Source organism: Aeromicrobium sp. (assembly GCF_049586495.1).
Classification (GTDB): domain Bacteria; phylum Actinomycetota; class Actinomycetes; order Propionibacteriales; family Nocardioidaceae; genus Aeromicrobium.
The window spans coordinates 1-2,236 of record NZ_JBAVCB010000074.1 but is presented as its reverse complement, the minus strand read 5'-3'; the positions used below and the strand labels follow the sequence as shown (position 1 = coordinate 2,236).

Here is a 2,236-nt window from a genome sequence, read left to right as displayed (position 1 = left end):
GCGCTGTACTGGGCGCAGGAGCTGGCGCAGCAGAGCGACGACGCCGAGCTGGCGTCGACGTTCGGCGCGCTGGCCGCGAAGCTGGCCGGCGAGGAGGATGCGATCGTGGCCGAGATGCTCGCGGTGCAGGGCGAACCTGCCGACATCGGCGGCTACTTCCAGCCTGACGTCGAGAAGGCCACCGCCATCATGCGTCCCTCGACCACTTTGACCGAGGCGCTCGCGACCCTGGGCTGACTCAGTCGTCGCCCAGGCCACGGGCCTGGAGCGCCTCGCCGGTGGCGTGGGCGTGGGCGACGGTGCGGATGGCCAGCGGGGTCAGGTAGGCCCGCGGTGACCGCTCGAGACCTCGGGCGCGGGCGGCGTCGCGGGTCTCGGCGGCGATGTCGGCGATGCGGGGTATGGCGGCGATCATCAGTGAGAACGCCAGCGCCACCTTCTCCGGTCGTATGCCGAATCGGCGGAACGGCTCGAGTCCGCGGGTGATCGCGTCGAGAAGCCGGTCGGTCGGGGTGGTGGCCGTGAAGGTCGTGGCGGCGACGACCAGCGCCAGCACGGTGGCCGCAACCTCGACAGCGGCCGGCCAGCCGCGCTGCCAGGCCTGGAACCCGGCGAGCACGCCGACGATCAGCAGCATCGGACGCAGGCCCCGCCACAGGTCCCGCAGCGGCACCCGCGCTGACATGGCGAGCAGCAGCGAGAAGCCCACCGCAGCGGTCGGCGGCCATGGTCCGCTCAGCGCCACGACGACGATGCCGTAGCCGAACAGCAAGGTGAGCTTCGGGCCGGCCGGGATCCGGTGCAGCGGCGTGGTGCCCGGATGATGCACGCCCAGGCTCACGGCCCTCACGTCGACTCCTGCGCGCGATAGAACGACACGGCCTCGGCGGCGGGTCCATCGAAGGCGATGCGGCCGTCGGCGATCACCAGGGCACGGTCGCATCGAGCGGCGAGATCGAGGTCGTGCGTCGCCAGCACGACCTGCTGGTCGAGACCGAGCAGCAGATCGCCGATCAGTCTGGTGTTCGCGAGGTCGAGCAGGGTGGTGGGTTCGTCCGCGACGATCACATCGGGTCTGGTGGCCAGCACGCCGGCAACGGCGAGCAGCTGCTGCTGTCCGCCGGAGAGGGCGTGCACGCTGGTGTCGGCGCGATGGCCGAGGCCGAACTCCTCGAGCACGGCGCGCGCCCGCGCCTCGCGTTCGTCCGGGTGCTTGATGTCGCGCCGCAGGGAGAGCGCCACGTCCTCGACGGCGGTCGGCATGACCAGCTGCGATGTGGGATTCGTGAAGACGAAGCCGACCCGGCGCCGGATGGCCGAGCCGTGCTCGGCGACGTCGACGCCGTCGATCCGCACGTGGCCTGCAGTCGCAGTCACCAGTCCGTTGAGTAGCCGGGCCAGCGTGGACTTGCCCGATCCGTTGGCGCCGATCAGGGCGACGCGCTGCTCCGTGAGGGTGGCGGTGACGTCGCGCAGGATCGTGACATCGGCGGCGGTGGTGGCCGCCGTGACCTCGACCCGGTCGAGCTCGATGTGCGCCACCCCGGCAGCCTACGGGCGGCGCGTGAGCAGCTGGGGGAACGCTCGGTGCACCGCTGCGGCGATGACCGCGGCGATGGCCAGCTTGGCGAGGTCGGCCGGCACGTACGGCAGCGCGAAGCCGACGCCTTTGGCGTAGGACACGTCAGCGGTGATCGCGATGCTGGCGGCACCGGCCAGCGTCACCACGGCCTCGCCCAGCACACCACCCACGATCACGACGAGCGCCGTCACGGCGATGCCGCGCGCGGCGAATCGCTCGACGACGAACCCAGTGATCAGCGCGGCCACCGGGAAGGCCAGCAGGTAGCCCGACGTCGGGCCACTGAACGGGGCCAGTCCTGCTTGACCGCCAGCGAAGATCGGCAGCCCGGCAGCGCCGACGACCACGTAAAGGGTCACGGCCAGGAATCCTCGCACCGCACCAAGGACAGCGCCGGCCAGGAAGATCGCCAGCATCTGCAGCGTGATCGGCACGCCGTTCACGCCAAAGGGCAGTGCGGCCGACACCGCGCACACCGCGATGAGGGCGGCAAACGTGGCGATCAGCGCCAGGTCCGTGGTGCTCATGCCGCTGCGGGCGGTGCCGGTGGGAGTCGAGGTCGACGTCATGGGGTTTCTCCTGGTCAAGCACCTGAACGGTGATCAGGTGAACGCTGTTCAGGTTAGTCGATAGGCTAGGCGCATGGCCAACAAC

At 70.8% G+C, this 2,236-nt stretch carries 4 protein-coding genes; 1 reads left to right on the top strand and 3 read right to left on the bottom strand.

All coding sequences use genetic code 11. From position 1 onward, the window contains the following. A partial coding sequence (locus WB508_RS04310; protein WP_423843651.1) for an NADP-dependent isocitrate dehydrogenase occupies positions 1–237 on the top strand: 237 nt, incomplete at its 5' end. Between the two features lies 1 nt (position 238). Here WB508_RS04310 and WB508_RS04305 read toward each other — a convergent pair. The 3 genes from WB508_RS04305 to WB508_RS04295 are packed head-to-tail and all read right to left on the bottom strand — an operon-like array spanning position 239 to position 2,151. Beyond that, positions 239–850: an energy-coupling factor transporter transmembrane component T family protein gene (locus WB508_RS04305; RefSeq protein WP_423843650.1), complete on the bottom strand. Its 612-nt coding sequence runs from the start codon at positions 848–850 to the stop codon at positions 239–241. Further along, positions 847–1,542, bottom strand: a complete 696-nt coding sequence (locus WB508_RS04300) for an energy-coupling factor ABC transporter ATP-binding protein (RefSeq protein WP_423843649.1) — start codon at positions 1,540–1,542, stop codon at positions 847–849. Before WB508_RS04300 ends, WB508_RS04305 begins: the two co-directional genes overlap by 4 nt. 9 nt (positions 1,543–1,551) lie before the next feature. Next, on the bottom strand, positions 1,552–2,151 hold the full coding sequence (locus tag WB508_RS04295) for a biotin transporter BioY (protein ID WP_423843648.1): 600 nt from the start codon (positions 2,149–2,151) through the stop codon (positions 1,552–1,554). Positions 2,152–2,236: the final 85 nt, after the last annotated feature.

Excerpts from the sequence above, each read along its gene's own strand:
- WB508_RS04295 (WP_423843648.1), bottom strand. The coding sequence starts at position 2,151 with ATGACGTCGACCTCGACTCCCACCGGCACCGCCCGCAGCGGCATGAGC.